This is a genomic window from Mucilaginibacter sp. (genome assembly GCF_965277465.1).
Classification (GTDB): Bacteria; Bacteroidota; Bacteroidia; order Sphingobacteriales; family Sphingobacteriaceae; genus Mucilaginibacter.
In genome coordinates, this window is record NZ_CBDICW010000001.1 from 115,296 (window position 1) to 134,158 (window position 18,863).

Consider the following 18,863-nt stretch of genomic DNA (forward strand, 5'->3'; position numbering starts at 1 on the left):
TAAAAGGATATTATTATGCAAATAGAGCAATATAAAATAGACGAATTAAACCAGCAGCAATTAGCCGCACATAAACGCAAACTTGATTTTGTGAGCGATGGCATAGCTAATGCCGGCGAAGTAATCAATAAACTACAGGCCTTTAATATAGCTATTCCGAGCTGGGCCTTGGGTACTGGTGGGACACGTTTTGGTCGTTTTTCGGGCGGTGGTGAACCACGCAGCCTGGAGGAAAAGATTGAAGATGTTGGCGTGATCCATGCATTAAACAAATCGAGCAATTCCATCTCGCTGCATATCCCCTGGGATATTCCTGAAAATGCATCGTCAATAAAAGCATTGGCGGGGCAGCTGGGTTTGCATTTTGATGCCGTTAACTCAAATACCTTTCAGGATCAGGCTGATCAAAAACTTAGCTATAAATACGGCTCATTACACCATGTGGATAAGGCGGTGCGCAAACAAGCCGTAGAGCACAATATTGAAGTTATAAAGTACGGCGAGCAGTTAGGCTCAAAGGCATTATCTGTTTGGTTGTCTGACGGGTCAAATTTTCCGGGGCAGCTTAACTTTCGCAAAGCATTTCAAAATACATTGGAAAGTTTGCAGGAAATATATGATGCCTTACCTAACGACTGGAAAGTTTGGATAGAATACAAACCATTTGAGCCAAACTTTTATTCAACCACCATTGGCGATTGGGGCCAATCCTACCTGTTATCATCAAAATTAGGCAGCAAAGCACAAACGCTTGTTGATCTGGGCCACCACCTACAGGGCACCAATATTGAGCAGATCGTATCCTTATTGCTAATGGAAGGCAAGTTGGCCGGTTTTCATTTTAATGATTCAAAATATGGCGATGATGATCTTACCGTAGGCAGTATAAACCCTTATCAGCTCTTCCTGATATTTAAAGAATTGGTTGAAGGCATGGATGCCCGCAACATGACCCACGCTACCGATATTGGCTGGATGATTGATGCATCGCACAACGTGAAGGATCCGATTGAAGATCTGCTGCAATCAGTAGAAGCTATAAAAATAGCTTACGCGCAGGCTTTATTGGTTGATAATGCGGCATTAACTATCGCCCAAAATAATAATGATGTGGCAATGGCGCAGGAAATTTTGCAAACGGCTTACCGTACAGATGTACGCCCGCTATTGGCCGAGGCCCGTTTAAAAGCCGGCGGTACATTGGATCCTGTTGGCACTTATCGTAAACTAAGCATCAGGGAAAATTTAATAAAAGAACGCGGCTCAAAAACTGTTGCTACAGGACTATAATATAACTAACATGAGCGCCATACACGTAATTGCTATAATTGATGTAGGTAAAACCAATAAAAAGTTGTTTTTATTTGACGAGAACTATCATTTAGTTTTTGAAAAAACAGCCCGCTTTATTGAAACTACCGACGAGGATGGCTTTCCTTGCGAAAACCTGGAAAGCTTGCGGCTCTCTGTTTTTGATTCCCTCAGCGAGATCTTCCGGCTGAAAGAATTTGAGGTTAAGGCGGTTAATTTTTCGGCTTATGGCGCAAGCTTTGTTTATGTAGATGATGCCGGTAAACCCGTTTGCCCACTGTACAACTACCTTAAACCATATCCTGAAGACTTAAGTGAAGGTTTTTATGAAAATTACGGCGGTGCCGTGCAGTTCAGTATCCAAACGGCTTCGCCGCTTTTGGGGAGCCTAAATTCGGGCTTGCAGCTTTACCGCTTAAAAAAAGAGCAGCCTGAAATATTTGCCCGGATAAAACATGCACTGCATTTGCCGCAATATTTGAGCTCCTTGTTAACAGGTAGCTTTTATTCGGATATTACCAGCATTGGCTGCCATACCGCCCTATGGGATTTTGAACACAACCGCTATCACGAATGGGTACAGAACGAAGGGATAGCTTTAAAGCTGCCCCCAATAGTGGCTGCCAATAAAGTATTTGCATCGCTTTTTCCGGGGAATACTTATAAGGTAGGAATTGGCTTGCACGATAGTTCGGCGGCGTTAATTCCCTACCTGGTTAATTTTAGCGAACCCTTTATCCTGCTATCTACCGGTACCTGGTGTATCAGCTTAAACCCTTTTAATAATGCACCTTTAACGGCGGCGGAGCTCAATAATGATTGCCTGAATTTTTTGCAATACCAGGGCAAAACGGTAAAGGCATCCCGGCTGTTTTCGGGCCACGAATATGAGTTGCAGGTAAAGCGAATAGCTGCTCATTTTAGTACCGATGTGATTAAATACCGCAATATTCCTTACGATCCTGAGATCATTGGTCGCCTTAAAAAAGAGGCATCACCTTATAAGGGTGGTGATGTTTTGAGTAAGGAGTCGGTATTTAATTCAAGGGATCTTTCTGTATTTAAAAACGACGACGAGGCCTATCATCAATTAGTGCTCGACCTGATCAACTTACAGGTGGCATCAACCCAGTTAGTTTTAAAAGGAACGCCAGTAAAAAGAATATTTGTTGATGGCGGCTTCAGTAAAAATAGCGTATTTATGCATTTGCTGGCTTCGGCGCTCCCGCAATTAGAGGTTTTTGCGGCTTCAATGGCGCAGGCAACGGCGGTTGGCGCAGCATTGGCTATCCATAAAGAATGGAACCGCAAAAACATCCCTAATGATATTATTGATTTAAAATATTACTCTGCCGTGCAGGCAATTTCAATTTAAGAAGCGGAGTTTTGCTAACTGTCAGGCATCCCGATAGGACGAGAAGCTCAATTCTTGTTACTTACCAAAATGCCTACCGGATTATCATCCCTGTCCCATAGGGACAACTGGTGGGTAGCAAAAATGATGAGAAGACATTGTGTTCCGCAGGAACGTTTCGTGCAAAATCAGGCTTTGATTTGCACCGTTATCATGAATAATTCCTTAATTTTAATTCCATATAAACCACCTATGGATCCATTATCAAATCTCCCTGGTAAACCTGTTGGCAACAGAAGAAAATTCATTATCAACTCAGCAAAAACTGCCGGTGTCCTTTTAGCAATGCCGGTGATGAGCAAGGCCGGAAACTTCATCAGCATCAATGAAAATTATACGGTTGGGCAAATAATGGACCTGTTTATAAACAGCGTGCCGGGTGGTGCGATAACTAAAACGGTTGATACTTTAAAGTCAGGCAGCCGCGATACGGTGGTTACCGGCATAGTAATGACCATGTTTGCTACCATCGAAGTGATCCGTAAAACAATTGAACTTGGTGCCAATTTTATTATAGCACATGAGCCTACTTTTTATAACCATGCCGACGATACCACCTGGCTAAAAAACGATGAGGTTTATAAATACAAAGCCGACTTGCTAAAACAGCATAATATTGCCGTTTGGCGCAATCACGATTATATTCATACGCTGGTACCCGATGGGGTGATGACGGGTGTACTGAAACAAATGGACTGGGAAAAATATGCAGACAAAGCCATACCTAACATTATAACCCTGCCGCCTACCAGCCTAAAAAATCTGATCAGCTATACCAAATCAAAGCTGCACATTGACAAAGTAAGATATATTGGCGACCCCGAACAAGTATGCAAACGGGTATTGTTTATGGAGGGATCTCCGGGTGGGCATGCTGAAATTGAAGATGTGACAACAACAAAACCTGATGTGCTGATCTGCGGGGAGATCTCGGAATGGGAAATTGCCGAGTACGTGCGCGACGCAAGGGCAAAAGGCGATAGCTTAGCCCTGGTGGTAACTGGCCATATTGCCAGCGAAGAACCAGGGTCTGAATTTATGCTGGGTTGGCTTATGCAGCACGTGCCATCAGTTAAGGTTACACATATCCTGTCGGGTAATTCTCTATCATTTTTATAGCTAAAAGTACCCGGCTTTGTGATAACCTGAAATTGTGCTGACATATTTATGCCCGCACTGTTGTTACTTTGAAAAAGACATCAACAAAACAACTATGGAATACAGACAATTGGGCGCATCGGGTTTAAATGTACCGGTGCTTAGTTTCGGTACGGCTACCTTTGGTGGTGGTAATGAGTTTTTTAAAGCCTGGGGAAACACACAGGTTGAAGAAGCAAAACGTATGGTTAACCTTTGCCTGGATGCAGGCGTTAACTTTTTTGATACGGCAAATGTATACTCGCGCGGTTTATCTGAAGAAATATTAGGCAAGGCGCTTGAAGGCCTGCATAGCAAGGTACTTATATCAACCAAAGCCACATTTACAATGGGCGATGGCCCAAATGATTTTGGATCATCGCGCTCACACCTGATCCAGATGTGTGAGGATAGCTTAAGCCGCCTTAAAACAGACCATATTGATGTTTACCACATGCATGGTTTTGATGGCAATACCCCCGTTGAAGAAACCCTGCGCGCACTTGACGACCTGGTTACCAGCGGAAAGATACGTTACATTGCCTGCTCTAACTTTTCGGGCTGGCACTTAATGAAATCATTGTCGGCATCGGAGCGTTACGGCTGGTCAAAATATATTGCGCACCAGGCCTACTATTCATTATTAAACCGCGAGTTTGAGTGGGAACTGATGCCGCTTGGCATTGATCAAAAAGTAAGCACCATTGTATGGAGCCCTTTATCATCAGGTCAGCTTAGCGGTAAATTCAGAAGAGGGCAGCCGCTTCCTGAAAATAATCGCACCGCACAGGGAGGATCACATGGCCCGGCAACTGATTTTGAGCATTTATACAATATTGTTGATGCACTGGATGAAGTGGCCGAAGAAACTGGAAAATCAGTAGCCCAAGTATCATTAAACTGGCTGTTACAAAGGCCAACTGTTGTGAACCTTATAATAGGTGCCCGTAATGAGGAGCAACTGAAACAAAACCTTGCCGCAGTAGGCTGGAACCTGACTACAGACCAAGTGAAGAAGCTTGATGAAGCCAGCAATGTTGACCCTATTTACCCGTACTGGCACCAGCGGCAAAATGTTAAATTAAACCCGCTGCCAAAGTTTTATTAACTGGTACCCATAAAAAAAGCTGCTCAGTAACGGGCAGCTTTTTTATTTAATCTTTACGGGGATTTAGAATATTATTTTACCTGTTGCGGTTACTAATGATGCAATTCTAACTGCATCAAAAACACGCTCCTCGGTAGTGCCTAATTTAATCAGGGAATCTTCATGGGCGTTTACACACATTTCGCAACCGTTAACGGCCGAAATGGCAAGGCTCATCAATTCAAAAAATTCTTTTCCGGTTACCGGTTTCATCATTAACTGCATGCGGATACGCGCAGGGATCTGCGTATATTTTTCTTTTTGCGTAAAGTGACGGAAACGGTAAAACACATTGTTTGATGCTAATAATGAAGCACAGCCGGCAGCTTCGGCAATATCGGCAGCGGTTGCACCATGTGCCTCGGCATAAGCGGTAAAGTATTTGGTTAATACTACGTTATTATTATTAATAGCCGTTGAAAGGCCTAATAAAGCACATTCTTTGGTTGACAAATGCTCAGATGTAAGCGTGCTGGTAAAGTTCAGCTTCATGTCACGCAGGTAGCGCGATTCGCCTTTTTCCAAAAGGGTAAGGCTTTCTGTACGGTAAGCGGTATCAACACCAATACTTTGCAATATCTCGTTGATGATCTCGGTTGATTCGTTCATTTTTTTTCAGACTTGAATAAATAAAAAATCCCCGCACTTTATAAAATACGGGGACCTGATATTTTAATTAATTATACAGTAATGGTGTCTTCGCCTTTAACCCAGTTACAAGGGCAAAGCTCGTCAGTTTGTAAAGCATCAAGTACACGTAAAACTTCTTTCACGTTACGGCCAACATTTAAATCATTAACTGATACCCAACGGATAATACCTGTAGGATCAACAATGAAAGTAGCACGGTAAGCCACTTTTTCAACAGGCTCTAAAATACCCAAATCTTCAGCTAATGATTTTGAAGTATCAGCAAGCATCGGGAATTTTAAATCGCGCAGGTCATCGTGGTTTCTTCTCCATGCAGCGTGCACAAATTCAGAATCAGTTGAAGCACCGATTAAACGTGCATCACGGTCACGGAACTCGCCGTAGTTATTATTAAATTCTGCAATCTCAGTAGGGCAAACAAAAGTAAAATCTTTTGGCCACCAGAACATTACAGTCCAAACGTTGTCTTCATTTACCAGGAAATCAGAAGTGATGGTTTCAAGTTCTTTTCCTTTTTCAATACTTACAACCGCTGTTTTAGAAAATTGAGGGAATTTTTGACCTATAGTTAGCATATCTATATATTTTTAATTTATTTATTGCAAATATATCATTTTTAGCGAAGCCGTTTTATACAAAGAATTGATACCATATAACTAATATCTATAATCAATTTAATATTCAATCGTTTTTATCAATATATTAAAATCACTCCTTTTTGCAATCAGTTTAATTTAATTTTTTAAAAAACAGCTCATAAAAATTGCGAAATATTTAATACAGATAGCCGCCTTTTTTTGCTTTCCTATCTTTAAAATCGGTTAAGTCATCCCAGTTAATTTTTCAGAACAGGTTAACCAAAACAGCATACTTTTTACATCACTCCTTACACCCTATAGGAATAGTTAATTTATAAGAAAAATTTAAAATAAAATTAACATCTTAATTTTCAATATTTTAAAATCACATTATGTATATTTGTTAACCACCAATTATAAACCTATTGCATGAGAGGTAGACATTAAATGTTTTACTTTAACCAAAAGGTATCATGCAAACAAGCTCATCTTCAAAAGCTTCACTCAGTGAATCGTTATGCCCTTGTGGTAAAGCAACCCGTTCAGAAATTGAACGCATACCAAGGGGGCTGTTTTTAAAAACATTCCTGTTTTTTTTACCGTTAAAAAGATACCGGTGCCATAGATGCGGACGTAAAAAACTTAGCTTCAACTAAATACACACCTAACTATAACTACTTAATACTCTTTCCTATTTTATTTACAAATTGTGCTTGTATTTTAATTTGTTCTGCTACTTTTATCCAATAGCATTATAATAATTAATTTATCCTTTATGCACAGACGGCATTTTGTAAAGCTTTCGGCCACTTCTATGGCTGCATTATTGATCAGCAGGATCACTTATGCTGAAGGCAACGGCAGATTAATGAACCACCCTGACGAAGTATGGACTTCTACCGGCAGCGACTGGTTTCAGCTAAAGTCATCTGGCGGTTCGGTATTTACCAATAAAGGCATCGAGGTAAGTATAAAAACAGAGGGTAATGCCAAAGGTGTATACGCATTATCGCCTGCTGCTCCGTTAAGCGGGATCCGTTTAAAATGGAAACATCAGGTAGCCCCTGACACCAAAGTTTTAGGAGATAGCTTTGAACGCACCTATGGCGATGCCGCCTGGAAAGCCCCTGATGCCAATAATAAAAACCCCTGGTATGTATTACTTTATGACGAAAAGCAAACAGCCTGCTTTGGTGTAAAAACCGGCTGCAATACTATTTGCTGGTGGACAGTAGGTAACAACAGCCTTGAGTTAACCCTTGATACACATTCAGGCGGTGTGGGTGTTCAGTTAGGTCAGCGCCAGCTTCATGCGGCTGATATTATAACTACAGAAAGTAACGCAACAGAAACCCCTTATGCAACAAACCACCGTTTTTGTAAACTGATGTGCGAAAAGCCGCGTTTACCTAAACAACCCATATACGGTATAAACGATTGGTATTTTGCCTATGGCAATAACTCCGCAAAATTAATACGTGAAACAACGGCTACGATGGCCGAATTGGTTACCGATACCAACAATCGTCCATTTTCGGTAATTGATGCGGGTTGGGCTCAGTATTCGCCGCTCTTGCCGGGCGATGGTGGCTGGAACGAAGATTTTTCAAAGCCTAATGATAAGTTTAAGGATATGCACGTCCTCGGCGATGAGATCAAAAAACTGGGCATGCGCCCCGGTTTGTGGATGCGCCCCCTTTGTGCACGCCACGATGAAAAAGCCAACCTGCTGGCGCCAAAGATCCCCGGCAGGGACGACCCTAAAAACCCGGTGCTTGATCCAACCATTCCAGAAAATATTGCCCGTATTAAACAGTGCTTTACAGTTTACAAACAATGGGGCTATGAAATGGTGAAACATGATTTTAGCACTTATGATATAATGGGCCGCTGGGGGTTTGAGATGAAAGATAGCCTTACATCACCAGGCTGGAGCTTTAACGATAAGACTAAAACCAATGCCGAAATAATCAATCACCTTTATTACTCCATAAGAGAAGCTGCCGGCGAAAACATATATGTTATTGGATGTAATACCATGAGCCATTTATCGGCCGGGATATTTGAAATGTGCCGCATTGGCGATGATACCAGCGGACACGAATGGGCGCGTACCCGTAAAATGGGTGTTAATACATTGGCCTTCCGTCTATCACAGCATAATGCTTTTTATGCAGTTGATGGTGATTGCGTGGGTTTAACCACCCAAATCCCTTGGGAGAAAAACAAACAATGGATGCAACTGCTTGCTGAAAGCGGTGCGCCCTTATTTATTTCGGCACAGCCGGAAGCATTAGGTGCTGAGCAAAAAGCATTTATTAAGGATTGCTTTGCCAAAGCAACAAAAGTGCAGCGGGTTGGTGAACCTTTAGATTGGCTGACCAACCCCTTGCCCACCAAATGGAAGTTAGATAACAAGGAAGTAAATTTTGACTGGAGTTAACCTGCACTGATCAAACTAAAATATTTATTTATACGCTGTAACCTAAGGTTGTATTTGATGTCAAACAGGCATATAAAACCTTATGGCCTTAGAAATTAAAAATCTTACCAAACAATATAATAAGCATAAAACAGGGTTAACAGATTACTCCATCACTATTGAAAAAGGAGTATTGGGACTGCTTGGGCCCAATGGTGCGGGTAAATCAACACTGATGAAAATTATTGCCACCATCAGCAAACCCACTACAGGCACTTTATTTTTAGATGGCGTAGATATTGTAAAAGACCCCGACCATATTCGCAAAATACTTGGCTACCTGCCGCAGGATTTTGGCGTGTACCCCAATCTAAATGCTTATGAGTTTTTAGAATATATTGGCGCCATGAAAGGCGTTGGCGGCAGCAACTTACGCAAGCGGATTGACATGCTGCTGGAGGGTGTAAACCTAACTGCCGATGCAAAGCGCCCGATCGGCACTTATTCGGGTGGGATGAAACAGCGGATAGGGATTGCACAGGCACTGCTTAACGACCCGAAAATATTAATATTTGATGAGCCCACCGTAGGCCTCGACCCTGAAGAACGGGTAAGGTTCAGACAGCTGATCTCTGACCTGGCCGATGATTGTATTATTATACTTTCATCGCACATTGTATCAGATATTGAAACCATTGCCGATGAAGTGGCTATTATGCAAAACGGCAAACTACTTGAAAAGGCAGAACAACCGGATATTATTAAATTAGTTGAGGGCCGGGTATTTGAGCTATTGATTGATAACAGCGAGCTTACCGCCTTGAAGACAAACCAGTTGGTTATTGATACCAGCCGCCAAAAAGATAAAACACGGGTGCGTTATATTCTTAAAACCAGCGCTCATGAACCAGCATCAACCCTGGTGAATGCCACCTTAGAAGATGCTTATTTGTTTTTAACTCAAAACAAAGCCTGAGCCCGTGAAATACATTTACAGCATTATTAAGGCCGATTACCTGCAACGTACACGCAGTTATTCATTTTTGATCACACTGGCCATAACTATTTACGCGGCTTACTCGTTTGTGCCGCCACCTACAGCATCATATACTACCCTTAATGTGGTTGGTTATAAGGGCGTTTATAACGCTGCATGGGTGGGCCATGTTTCAGCAATGATGACGGCTATTATGTTATCACTCTATGGTTTCTTTTTAGTGAACAGCGGCATTAAAAAAGATATTGATACCGAGGTGGGTTTAATAATTGCCACCACGCCGATCACCAATTTTGGCTATTTGTTAAGCAAGCTATTGAGCAACTTTTTGGTACTGCTAACTATTGCAGGCATCACCTTTATTATTAGTATAGTGATGTTTTTTGTGCGCACCACCGGCCAGCCATTTATTACCAGCGACTTTATTTTCCCTTATCTGTTCTTCGTACTACCTGCTTTATTTACTATAAGTGCTTTAGCCATAGCCGGCGAGGTGTTTTTACGCAAGCGTACCATATTACAATATGTTGCATTTATTTTTCTTTTCGGGGTAATAATGGCTAACGTAAACGGGCAAAAGAATAATACGGTAGCTGTTTTTATCGACCCATTTGGGGTAAGGACAATGGTTCAAAGCGTTAAGGATAAGATAAACACGCAATACCACGAAAACATCCAGGCAATTAACCTGGGTTTTACTTTTAACCACAGGCAGGGCTTTAAAACTTTTGAATGGAACGGCATTGCCTGGACAAGTATTTTCTTTTTAAGCCGCCTGGTATGGATCAGTTTTTCACTGGCTTTGGTTTACTTCTCCTCGTTCTTTTTCCACAGGTTTGATTTTAAACAACCGCTCAGCAAAAAAAAGAAAACGGCAATTACTATACAAGATACACCGGCTATCAGCATTGCGCCGGCAGGCATCAGCAGGGAATCATTACCGCCAGTAGTGGCCGATTACAGTATCTTCCCCTTTATAAAAACCGAATTACTCTTGCTGCTCAGGCAAGGGCCACAATGGTTATGGCTTATTAATGGTGGGCTTTGGATAAGTATGCTATTTGTGCCTTTAAATATTGCTTATGCATATTTACTACCTGTTTTATTGTTTATGCAGGTTACCCGCTGGTCTGACCTGGCTACTAAAGAAAAAACGAACAGGCTGCATTATTTCACCTATTCGTCTTACAAACCTTTGCAACGCATGCTGCCATCACAACTGCTTGCCGGTATTGTTATGGCGCTGGCACTTTTGGCTCCGGTATTACTGCGCTGTTTAATTACTGCCGATCTGTTTTCGGTCATCAATATTATTAACGGCTGCCTATTTATAGTGCTGTTAGCTGTATGCTTTGGCATTGTGAGTGGCAGTAAAAAGCTGTACGAGATCATCTTTTTTTTACTCACTTATTTAATTATTGATAAGGCGCCTTTTGCAGATTTTATAGGCGGCATACCACATGATAACCATGCTGCTTATTTAACAACTATGGTAATACTTAACCTATTTTTAGCCATAACAAGCTTTACAGTACGAAGCTACCAGGTAAGGCATTTATAAATAAGAGGCAATGGGATTATTTTGCGTTGATCTGTTCCGGTTCAGCAATCTGAATTTCGGGCCTGTCCTTAAATAATATAAAAACACCGGTTACGCACAGTGGCTTGCCTTTAAGGTCGGCCCAATTAAGGTTTATTTTGTTTCCCTTTACGGCAACAGTATATTTTTGATTTGGATAGGCACCACCCATATTTAATAAAGTAAGGGTATCGCTCACTATCCGCAGCGAATAAATAGTATCGCAAAGTGTACCGGTTTTACCCAGGTTCTTTTTAAAATCAGCTGCCGAAAAGGTGTTTTGTGCTAAAGCTACCCCTGCAAATGCAACACTGACAATTAGGGTTAGTATTAATTTTTTCATATAAATAGATATTTGCGTTAGGCTAATTAATGACTATTGATCTCTTTACGATAAATTTTAATGGCGCGTACTATTGAAGCAGCAATTTCGCTTTGCCCGCTTTCGGAGTTCAGGTATTTTTCTTCGCCGGGATTATTGATATAGCCGGTTTCAACCAACACGGCAGGCATGGCACTATGTGCCAATACTAAAACACCTTGTTCCTTTACACCCCGGCTTTTACGACCATTATTGTCAATAAACTGTTTGTCCAAAATCTCCCCAAACAAAATACTTTGCTTACGATATTTTTGCATAAAAGTATTCAGCACTATCATTGAGGTTGGGTCCTTTTCATCGTACCCCGCATAATTTTTCTTGTAATCCTTTTCAATATATATAGAGGAGTTTTCCCGAAGGGCTTCCAATTGTTCTTCCTTACGGTGATAACCGTAAACTAACAGCATTACACCTTTTTCTTTATGAGCAATTTTTGCGGTTCCTTCTGGCGATGAGTTACAGTGTATTGATACAAACAGGTTGGCATCAATACTATTGGCTATATCGGCACGCTTGTTTAACTGAACAAATTTGTCTGTTGAGCGGGTCATTACCACTTTAACATCAGGCATATCCTCTTTTAATAAATGATCTACCTTTTTGGCAATGGCCAATGCCACATTTTTTTCTAACGAGTATGAGCCATGCGCGCCGGGATCTTTACCGCCATGCCCTGCATCAATAACTACAGTTTTAAACCTGAAAGAGGGCTTAGTCTGAGCAATACAGTGGCTAAAGGAGATTAATATAAAAAACAAACCAAAGGTAATTGGTAGAAGTCCCTTTAGTTTTTTAGCTTGTTTGATCATCGGAATACATAAGAATGGAATCAAATAAATTGTTTTAATCTATTTTTTTTTCCGCTGTTTTACTGCATTTGGGGCATAGGCCTGCAGCATATAAAGTAAAACCTTCGGGCTTAAAGCCTTTAGGGAGTTTTATTGGTGGTAAATTAAGGTCATCCAGGCAGTATACATTTTTGCAAACGGTACAATTAAAGTGCAGGTGCTCATCATGGTGATGGTCCTCGCCGCAATCAGACGAACACATGGCATAATTTGCCGTTCCATTAAGGTCAAATACTTTATGTATAATTCCCTTTTCTTCAAAAGCACTTAGTATGCGGTACAAGGTTACACGGTCAATACCGTCCATAACACTTTCAAGATCAGGCTGCGAAGTAGCCACATCCTTTGCAGACAACATGGAGAGCACCTTCAGGCGCGGCCCGGTTTTCTTCAAGTGGTGCTTTTCAAGCAGGTCCTCAAAATTTATATTATGATTGTGAACGTGACTCATTGATAAATGAATGATTTACGAGTACAAATTTAAAAAGAATAAAACTCAGATCAGAAAAAAGTATTGACCAATTGCAGTTTAGCCTTTTTAATGAGCGTGCGGATGGTTATGCCCTAAATGAAACAGGGTGTTTCCGCGGTTGCAGCTTTCTGTGTATTTATAGTTAAAAAAATGAGCCGCAGCTATATGAAAACCACCTATGGGTACAATAATAGCTTCGCGCCAATCGGTAACAAAAATATGCCCGGCAATGATTATTAAAAAGCCGGCCACCATTAAAATTATAGGTAAAACTTTGTGGTGTGCCCTGAAATAAGAAAGCCCGATTGCATAAAAACCAATAAACACCGCAAAAGTTATCATGCTCCACTCTACCCAGGGGTTGGCTAAAAAACCCAGGCCTAACAAAGGCAAACTGGTAATTAATAAGGGCACAACAGCGCAATGAATAGCACAAAGTATAGATGCCGTCATCCCTATATTATCTAACCGTGGCGATCTTTTATGACTTTTCATGTTGCAAATATAAAAACAAATGCAACAAAATTGCTTTTAAAAATACAGGTTTTTGTCATGTTAATTTAATATAACTTTAAGGTTTCCTAATCCTTAATCAATTCTTACTTTTGCAATCGCTAAAATTAATGCTGTGCCCCTTATGCCATTAACAACATTAAACTGGAAAGAAACCTGGAAATTGCCTTATAAACGCGGCCAGATCATTATTGGTACAACCATTATGATGACCGCAGTTTTTATGATGCCTATATTTTTTGGATATATTGAGAAAAGACAAGGCGTGCTTTTGAACGACTGGATTTTAGCCAGCATTCCACCCTACAATGTATCGGTATTTATTTTTGCCATTATATGGGGAATGGTATTGCTTACGCTTTACAGGGCCATTTATAATCCTTACATCTACATACTTTATTGCTGGGCCCTTATACCTGTTTGCATTGCACGCTTTATAAGTATAGCATTGGTTGCCCTTGCACCACCCAAAGGCCTTATCCCCCTAACCGACCCGCTAACAGGTATTTTTTACGGACAGGCGCTCATTACCAAAGATCTTTTCTTTTCGGGCCATACGGCTACCCTTACCCTGATGTTTTTATGTCTCGAAAAAAGATCTGACAAAATAATAGGGTTTATGGCCATTATTACGGTTGCCTGCTTATTACTGGTACAGCATATTCATTATACCATTGATATTTTGGCAGCCCCTTTTGTGGTTTATGTGAGCTACCGGGTAACCCGCCATTTTCTACGGAAATAAAATTCCTCTTTCTATACTCTTCATATAATGACGCCATTTTAAATAATGTGGCCGCAGTTTGCCTGCAATTTTACATGGGTTTATAAGCTAATAAATTACCATATTTGTTGGTATGGCTAATATCTGTTTAGTTGAAGACGAACAAAAGGTTTCTGCATTTATTTGCCGGGGATTAGAGGAAAACGGCTATAAGCTGCAAACAGCTAAGGATGGTGCATCGGCAAAGGCGCTGCTTCAAAAAACAGAGTTCGATCTGATTATAATGGATGTGATGCTGCCTGATATTAATGGCATTGAACTATGCCGCCAGGTAAGGTTTACAGATACCAAAACACCGATACTGATGCTTACCGCACTGGACCAGATCCAGAACAAGGTATCGGGTTTAAAAGCCGGGGCCGATGATTACCTGGTTAAACCCTTTCACTTTATTGAGCTGCTTGCCCGCATTGAAGCATTACTGCGCAGGCAAAAGGTTACAGAAGCTGTTGAGCACGTACTAACATTTGACGACCTGAAGTTAGATACCTGGAGCAATATTGCCGAAAGGGCCGGCCACCAGATTTCGCTTACCGCTAAGGAATATACTTTGTTAGAGCTGTTTATGCGGCACCCTAATAAGGTATTGTCGCGCGAGTACATTGCCGAGCAGGTTTGGAACATTGGCTTTGACACAGGTACTAATTTTATTGATGTGTACGTAAACTATCTGCGCAAAAAAATTGAAAAAGGCTTTAAAAATAAACTGATACATACTGTTATTGGCATGGGCTATATTTTAAAAATCGAAAAGTAGCAGATGAAGATCAAGAACCGCCTGTCGCTTTACTTTACGGCAGTAAGCTCCTTTGTGTTGCTTATTGTACAGGTGGTTATCTGCTTAACATTTAACTCGTTCATTAAATCTGATTTTTATGATCATTTGATGGATAGGGCCAATGTTGCCGCCAAATTATATCTCGAGGCCGACGAAATCTCTGCCGACTCATTAAACCGGGTAAGAGAATCATACATCCACAGCCTGCCAAATGAAGTGATCCGCTTGTATGATGAGCGCAATGGCGCATCTTTTATAAAAGATAAGAACCAGTTTTGGACCAGCCCTGTGATTGAATCGGTACGGAAACATAAATACCTTCAATTCAGCGAAGGCCAGCGGCAAACGGTTGGTATCTATTATAATGATAACCAGGGTAATTTTGTGATCCTGGTTTCGGCTATTGATACCCAGGGCAACAAAAGGCTCAATGATTTGATTGGAACTATGGCGATATTGCTGCTTAGCGTTACTGCCTTGCTATTTGTGATGAGCAGGTGGTTTGCCCAAAAAACGCTGGAGCCAATTGACAAAGTAATTACACAAATGCGCCGGGTTAGGGCAGGCGATTTAAGCCTGCGCGTTAATGAGGGCAATGGTAAAGATGAGATAAGCGCGCTGGCCCATAATTTTAACCAGCTTTTAGAACACCTTGAAAATGCCTTTGAGCTGCAGCAAACCTTTGTGATCAATGCATCGCACGAGTTAAGGACACCCATAACCACAATGGTTGGCGAAATTGAGATAGCCCTCAATAAACCCCGCACAAACAGTGAATATGAGCAGATACTGCGGTCGGTATTAAATGATTCTGACCGGTTAAATGAAACCATCAGCAGTTTGCTTGAATTAGCAAATGTAGACATGAACTACACGCAGCCTGCTTACAAACCGGTAGCTATTGATGAACTGATATGGGAACTTAATGATTACTGGACTGATAAAGCCGGCAAAGGCAAGTTTATAGTTAACATACTGCACCTGCCCGATGACCAGGAGAAATTACAGTTGCTGGTCAACAAATCGTTATTAAGCATTGCGCTAAACAATATTATTGGCAACGCCTTTAAGTTTTCGGAAAACAAGCGCGTAGATTGTGACCTTTATGCCGACAACAAAGACATTATTGTAAAAATAACCGACCACGGTGTTGGCATTATGCCCGATGAGCTTGAAAAAGTATTTGAATCATTTTACCGGGGCACTAATGTAAAAGGTTACCGGGGTAACGGAATTGGCCTTTATATAACCTCAAAAATCATCCATCTTTTTAACGGCACTATAGCTGTCGACTCTATTCCGGGCCAAACTACAACTGTTACCATTAAATTCAGCAGGTAAAATTCTAATCCAATTCTAATGCTCCTTTAATTCAGCTTTAATATTAGCCGTATAACTTTGCAAAATCAAATTATACCATGCTAAAAAAAGTTGTTCTTCATATATTATTACTGCAATTAGGTTTCGCAATAGCGGGTACTGCTGCTAAGGCGCAGGATGTAGCCACCGATACCCTGAAAATAACTATAAAACAAGCTGAAGACCTGTTCCTTAAAAACAACCTTCAACTGATCATTCAGCGTTACAATATTGATAACGCAAATGCACAGATCATTACCGCCCGCTTGTTTCCAAATCCCGATTTTAATTACAGCAATGGTATCCATACCAATGATGCATCGCAGGGGCCGGCTTATAAAGACCACTCGATGGGCATTTCGCAGCTTTTTACAACTGCGGGCAAGCGCAATAAAAACATCCAGCTGGCAAAAATCAGTGTTGAGCAATCAAAATACCAGTTTTTTGATTTGCTGAGAACCTTAAAATTTACTTTAAGGAATGATTTTTACACTATTTATTTCCAGGAACAATCGGCCAGGGTTTATAATGATGAGATCAACTCCTTATCAAAAACCTTAGTGGTATTTAAACAGCAATATGACAAGGGCAACATTGCTAAAAAGGAAGTATTACGCATCCAATCACAACTATACTCACTGCAAGCCGAGTACAATAACCTGCAGGCAGGGATAGATACCACGCAGAGTGAATTTAAGCTCCTGATCAAATCGGGCTCAAATACCTACGTTAAGCCGGTATTTAATTATGATTTAGACGGCAAAAACATCGTATCTGCTGTGCCATATCAAAAGCTGCTTGATTCGGCTTATGTAAACCGTTATGATCTGAAACTGGCAAAATCGGCGGTTGACTATAACAATGTTAACCTGCAACTGCAAAAAGCTACAGCCGTCCCGGATTTTTCCCTTTCTCTTAATTACGATAAGTTAGGTGGCTATGGTACCAACTTTTTAGGTGGCGGCATTGAATTTAACCTGCCATTTTTTAACCGTAACCAAGGTGGTATTAAACAGGCCCGCATAGCAATTGACCAAAGCAAAGTGCAGCTGCAAAGCCAGCAAGACCATATAGAAAGCGATATAGCAACCAACTACAAAGGGGCATTAAGGTTAGAAAAACTGTACAACAGTTTTGACCCGCAGTTTAAGGATGATTTTGAACACCTGATACAGGAGGTTTTTAAGAACTACGAAAAAAGAAATATCAGCATGCTGGAGTTTCTTGATTTTTACGATTCGTACAAAACAAACACCTTACAGTTAAATACCCTTGAGCTTAACCGCGTTACCTCGCTTGAGCAGCTTAACTATGTTACCGGCACTTCTTTTTTTAATCAATGATCATCCCTATAAAAATGCATACTAAATATAAAATACTATCAATCTCTGCCGCTTTATTTATCACCGGCTTATCATTGCAAGGTTGTCATCATGCTGATGAAAGCCAGGAGAAGGATACCCGCTTCCAGGTTACAGATACCTTATTAAACAGCCTGCTGACGGATACTGTAAAAGAAGCAAGCGCAGTATCACAAATTTCACTTACCGGCAGCATTGCTCCCGACGAAACTAAAATGGTAAAGATTTTCCCATTGGTGAGCGGGGTTGCCCAGGATGTTAATGTGCAATTAGGTGATGTGGTACAAAAAGGACAAACGCTAGCCATAATGAAGAGTGCCGAAATGGCTGCCTTTACCAAGGATTACGTTTCGTCTGAAGCGGACATCCGTAATACCAAGCGTATTTATGAATCAACCCAGGATCTTTACAAAAGCGGTTTAGCATCACAGAAAGATTTAGAGCAGGCACAATCAGATTACCAAAAAGCCCAGGCCGAAGGTAAACGTGCCAACGCAGTAGTATCTATCAACAAAAGCAATGCAAATGGCTACGAGGTTAAAACACCATTATCAGGATATGTAGTGGAGAAAAACCTAACCAGTAATACACAGGTAAGGGCCGATAACAGCCAAAACCTTTTTACCATTGCTGATCTGTCGACCGTATACGTGTTGGTTAACGTGTATGAGTCTGATATATCAAAAATACAAACCGGTGATCCGGTAAAGGTTACCACCTTATCATACCCTGATAAAACATTTGAAGGGAAGATTGACAGGATTGACAACATGCTTGATCCTGATAACAAGGTGATGCATGCCCGTATCAAAATTGTTAACCCGGGTAATTTGCTTAAACCGGGCATGTTTGCCAACATACAGATCAAAGCAAAATCAGGCGAAACTTTACCAGAGATCAGCTCGAGTACCCTGGTATTTGATAATAATAAAAACTACGTGATTGTGGTTGATGGAAAGGCCAAAGTTCATATCCAGCCTGTTGAGGTTGCCAAAACTGTTGAAGACAGGGCCTATATCAGCAAAGGTTTAAAACCTGGCGACCGTGTTATAGCGTCAAGACAGGTATATATGTACGAGTCACTTAAAGATTAGTTAGCAAGCGGGGTGTAAGCCCGGTTTTGAAAACTA

Annotated in this window: 18 protein-coding genes; 12 read left to right on the forward strand and 6 right to left on the reverse strand. The window is 41.0% G+C overall.

Translation table 11 applies throughout. The features are described 5' to 3' along the window. The first annotated feature begins 15 nt into the window (after positions 1-15). The 4 genes from ACQY4U_RS00455 to ACQY4U_RS00470 all read left to right on the forward strand — a co-directional run bounded on the left by ACQY4U_RS00455 (position 16) and on the right by ACQY4U_RS00470 (position 4,970). Positions 16-1,290 (forward strand): TIM barrel protein, encoded by a 1,275-nt coding sequence (locus tag ACQY4U_RS00455; protein ID WP_428327386.1) that lies wholly within the window; start codon positions 16-18, stop codon positions 1,288-1,290. 10 nt (positions 1,291-1,300) lie between these two features. Continuing rightward, positions 1,301-2,686 carry an FGGY-family carbohydrate kinase gene (locus ACQY4U_RS00460; RefSeq protein WP_428327387.1) on the forward strand — a complete coding sequence of 462 codons (1,386 nt, stop codon included), beginning with the start codon at positions 1,301-1,303 and terminating at the stop codon, positions 2,684-2,686. A gap of 231 nt (positions 2,687-2,917) precedes the next feature. Then, positions 2,918-3,844, forward strand: a complete 927-nt coding sequence (locus tag ACQY4U_RS00465; RefSeq protein ID WP_428327388.1) for a Nif3-like dinuclear metal center hexameric protein — start codon at positions 2,918-2,920, stop codon at positions 3,842-3,844. A 94-nt stretch (positions 3,845-3,938) separates the two neighbouring features. Beyond that, positions 3,939-4,970, forward strand: coding sequence for an aldo/keto reductase (locus ACQY4U_RS00470; RefSeq protein WP_428327389.1), 1,032 nt, complete (start codon positions 3,939-3,941; stop codon positions 4,968-4,970). Positions 4,971-5,033: 63 nt separating this feature from the next. Here the strand turns inward: ACQY4U_RS00470 and ACQY4U_RS00475 are convergent, their stop codons facing one another. Next, positions 5,034-5,618: a carboxymuconolactone decarboxylase family protein gene (locus tag ACQY4U_RS00475; protein ID WP_428327390.1), complete on the reverse strand. Its 585-nt coding sequence runs from the start codon at positions 5,616-5,618 to the stop codon at positions 5,034-5,036. A 71-nt stretch (positions 5,619-5,689) separates the two neighbouring features. Next, on the reverse strand, positions 5,690-6,235 hold the full coding sequence (locus tag ACQY4U_RS00480; RefSeq protein WP_428327391.1) for a peroxiredoxin: 546 nt from the start codon (positions 6,233-6,235) through the stop codon (positions 5,690-5,692). A gap of 778 nt (positions 6,236-7,013) precedes the next feature. Here ACQY4U_RS00480 and ACQY4U_RS00485 point away from each other — a divergent pair. From ACQY4U_RS00485 to ACQY4U_RS00495, 3 genes are all read left to right on the forward strand, one after another. Beyond that, positions 7,014-8,681, forward strand: coding sequence for a hypothetical protein (locus ACQY4U_RS00485; RefSeq protein ID WP_428327392.1), 1,668 nt, complete (start codon positions 7,014-7,016; stop codon positions 8,679-8,681). Positions 8,682-8,763: 82 nt separating this feature from the next. Next, a complete protein-coding gene (locus ACQY4U_RS00490) occupies positions 8,764-9,636 on the forward strand; it encodes an ABC transporter ATP-binding protein (protein WP_428327393.1) in 873 nt (290 codons plus the stop codon). 4 nt (positions 9,637-9,640) lie between these two features. Further along, complete coding sequence (locus tag ACQY4U_RS00495) at positions 9,641-11,218, forward strand: hypothetical protein (RefSeq protein WP_428327394.1); 1,578 nt, start codon at positions 9,641-9,643, stop codon at positions 11,216-11,218. Between the two features lie 16 nt (positions 11,219-11,234). On the opposite strand, the gene ACQY4U_RS00500 is transcribed toward ACQY4U_RS00495, so the two are convergent. From ACQY4U_RS00500 to ACQY4U_RS00515, 4 genes are all read right to left on the reverse strand, one after another. Continuing rightward, positions 11,235-11,579, reverse strand: coding sequence for a hypothetical protein (locus ACQY4U_RS00500; RefSeq protein ID WP_428327395.1), 345 nt, complete (start codon positions 11,577-11,579; stop codon positions 11,235-11,237). A gap of 26 nt (positions 11,580-11,605) precedes the next feature. After that, positions 11,606-12,427 (reverse strand): N-acetylmuramoyl-L-alanine amidase family protein, encoded by an 822-nt coding sequence (locus ACQY4U_RS00505; protein WP_428327396.1) that lies wholly within the window; start codon positions 12,425-12,427, stop codon positions 11,606-11,608. A 34-nt stretch (positions 12,428-12,461) separates the two neighbouring features. Further along, a complete protein-coding gene (locus ACQY4U_RS00510; RefSeq protein ID WP_428327397.1) occupies positions 12,462-12,917 on the reverse strand; it encodes a Fur family transcriptional regulator in 456 nt (151 codons plus the stop codon). Between the two features lie 87 nt (positions 12,918-13,004). Beyond that, entirely contained in the window at positions 13,005-13,433 is a 429-nt protein-coding gene (locus ACQY4U_RS00515) for a MerC domain-containing protein (protein ID WP_428327398.1), read from the reverse strand. A gap of 142 nt (positions 13,434-13,575) precedes the next feature. Here ACQY4U_RS00515 and ACQY4U_RS00520 point away from each other — a divergent pair, with 142 nt between their 5' ends. The 5 genes from ACQY4U_RS00520 to ACQY4U_RS00540 all read left to right on the forward strand — a co-directional run bounded on the left by ACQY4U_RS00520 (position 13,576) and on the right by ACQY4U_RS00540 (position 18,827). Beyond that, entirely contained in the window at positions 13,576-14,196 is a 621-nt protein-coding gene (locus ACQY4U_RS00520; RefSeq protein ID WP_428327399.1) for a phosphatase PAP2-related protein, read from the forward strand. 112 nt (positions 14,197-14,308) lie between these two features. After that, entirely contained in the window at positions 14,309-14,992 is a 684-nt protein-coding gene (locus ACQY4U_RS00525; RefSeq protein ID WP_428327400.1) for a response regulator transcription factor, read from the forward strand. Positions 14,993-14,995: 3 nt separating this feature from the next. Continuing rightward, on the forward strand, positions 14,996-16,354 hold the full coding sequence (locus tag ACQY4U_RS00530; RefSeq protein WP_428327401.1) for a HAMP domain-containing sensor histidine kinase: 1,359 nt from the start codon (positions 14,996-14,998) through the stop codon (positions 16,352-16,354). A 77-nt stretch (positions 16,355-16,431) separates the two neighbouring features. Beyond that, a complete protein-coding gene (locus tag ACQY4U_RS00535) occupies positions 16,432-17,715 on the forward strand; it encodes a TolC family protein (RefSeq protein WP_428327402.1) in 1,284 nt (427 codons plus the stop codon). Further along, on the forward strand, positions 17,712-18,827 hold the full coding sequence (locus tag ACQY4U_RS00540) for an efflux RND transporter periplasmic adaptor subunit (protein WP_428327403.1): 1,116 nt from the start codon (positions 17,712-17,714) through the stop codon (positions 18,825-18,827). The genes ACQY4U_RS00535 and ACQY4U_RS00540 overlap by 4 nt, the downstream gene beginning before the upstream one ends. Positions 18,828-18,863 lie beyond the last annotated feature (36 nt).